The organism is Pseudovibrio sp. POLY-S9, from assembly GCF_001431305.1.
Taxonomy (GTDB): Bacteria; Pseudomonadota; Alphaproteobacteria; order Rhizobiales; family Stappiaceae; genus Pseudovibrio.
Window position 1 is genome coordinate 149,732 of sequence record NZ_LCWX01000260.1, and the last position, 1,857, is coordinate 151,588.

4 protein-coding genes are annotated in these 1,857 nt (G+C 55.5%); all 4 read right to left on the reverse strand.

Annotated features, from left to right (window positions below; translation table 11 throughout):
* Positions 1–178: 178 nt before the first annotated feature.
* Positions 179–445, reverse strand: coding sequence for a DUF2312 domain-containing protein (locus PPL9_RS29690; protein ID WP_057466077.1), 267 nt, complete (start codon positions 443–445; stop codon positions 179–181).
* A 31-nt stretch (positions 446–476) separates the two neighbouring features.
* Positions 477–689 (reverse strand): hypothetical protein, encoded by a 213-nt coding sequence (locus PPL9_RS29695; RefSeq protein WP_057466078.1) that lies wholly within the window; start codon positions 687–689, stop codon positions 477–479.
* A gap of 171 nt (positions 690–860) precedes the next feature.
* Complete coding sequence (locus PPL9_RS29700; protein WP_057466079.1) at positions 861–1,166, reverse strand: hypothetical protein; 306 nt, start codon at positions 1,164–1,166, stop codon at positions 861–863.
* Positions 1,163–1,759, reverse strand: a complete 597-nt coding sequence (locus PPL9_RS29705; RefSeq protein WP_057466080.1) for a 3'-5' exonuclease — start codon at positions 1,757–1,759, stop codon at positions 1,163–1,165. Before PPL9_RS29705 ends, PPL9_RS29700 begins: the two co-directional genes overlap by 4 nt.
* Positions 1,760–1,857: the final 98 nt, after the last annotated feature.

Sequence of the window (1,857 nt, forward strand, 5' to 3'; positions counted from 1 at the left end):
GCTGCCATTGTGTTGAACTGCGCCTGCGAAAGGAATGCATCCGTCAGATTGGGCAGGGCAGCCACGCGGCCCAACACAATGCCCAGAGTACGCCAGGTGATCCTGGAGGAGTCCGGGTGCGTCAGGTTGATGTAGTTTCCCTCTGGCAACGGAATGAAGTTCATCGGCTCCGCCATGCTTATGCGTCCTCCGCGACAGGACCTGCCATGCCGAGGGCGTGGAGGTAGAGATCGAGGATGGCTTCTTCTTCCTCGCGCTCATGTGGTTTGCGTTTGCGCAGGGAAACAATCAAACGCATGACCTTGGCGTCAAAACCGTTTCCTTTGGCTTCGGCGTATACGTCCTTAATGTCATCTGTGAGGACCTTCTTTTCCTCTTCGAGGCGTTCAATGCGTTCTACAAAAGCTCTGAGTTGATCGGCTGCTACGCCGCCTGCATCTGCCATTTGGTTTCTCCGTAGTTTGGGTTGAAGAGGGTTAGGTTTCTTGCATTGCCTTGGCGAAGCGTTCAGTTAGAACGCCTGCCTGATGCGTGCCGGTCAGATGGATAATCTTCTGCGTCAGCTGTTCAGTAGTCTCTGAAGGTGCAGCGAAGGTGTGTTGCAAAATCCATTCGAGCTGTAGATCACCTATTCGGATCGCATGAGCCACATCTTCTTCATCGATTGATTTTGAAACTTCCATTGCCATTAGGTTTCTCCAGAGGTGTGTTTTGAGTGCTCGTCTCTCCGAGCTGTCACGCCTGGTCCTTACGGCGTTCGCGTTCGGCTTTGGGGTGGCGACCGACTGCCCCCGGATGGCATCCCTAGTCCCCGCTTCGTCAGCCATCCGTCGGTTACGGACTCGGCGGGCAATTCAAGTTCAGCCGCGGCCCATCTTGTTCAGGGCTTTTTGGCAGGCTTCCCATCCGTTGAGGTAGAGGTGTTGAAGGTCGCGGATTTGCTTGGCTACCTGTCCTGTGTCCTCTGGTGTGTCTGCAAGGGTTAGCCGCAGGTCTTCGCGTTTGAGGAAGAAGGTGCCGGCGTCAGGTGCCAGGGCATCCAGTAGTTTGTGCCCTTGAAGCTCTGGTGCGCTTACAAGAGGTGACTGGTCTGGTTGCAGCAATGGGCCAGTGTTGTGAGAAATCAGCTGTAGATGCCATCCGGGGGCAGGATGAGGAGTTGTCATTGAGTAGCCTCCTTGCTGCGAGGGAATGTTTCTGCAGGGCGTTTTGAGATTTCCAGAAGCTCAGTGAGTTCTCGGTCTTCCAGCATGCGTTCAACAAGAAGAGCGCACAGGTAGCTGTCAGGTCCGGCGCGGTGGAGCGGGGTTGCCAGCTCCGGCTTGTAACCCTCGCGCTCTTTAAGCTTTAAGTGCCCGGCAAGGGTACTGAGCTTGTGGCGCGGGCTTTCCGGGTAAAGGATCTTTGCGCAGCGCCATGTGCAGATCCATTGGAAGTCGGGAGCTTTGAAAAAGTGTTGCTCAAAATCTGCATAGTGCGCTGTGTAGATGCTGTCATGTGCCATGCCGCTGCGAAGGTAATGCTTCGCACTTGCTGGCGTAACACTCAGCCTTACCATTTCATCGGTAATTCCATGGACTTGCTGAGCGGCTTCTGGGATCGGATAGCCGGGGTTGACCAGATTGGTAAAGGTTGTGTCCATCACGAAGAGGGATGGCTCCCTCACGCGAATAAGGTCAGTGTGACCGATTTCGCAAATCTCAGCCTTTGGGTCTTCCATCCAGCCCGTTGTCTCAAAATCAATTGCTCTGATGCGCATGGTGGTCTCCAGGAGTTGTGGGGACGGGCGCGGGTGCCAGGGGAGGGGCACCCGCGCCCTTCGCCTGCTGCTTGTTAGGGGGAGCTAAGCGGCAGGTG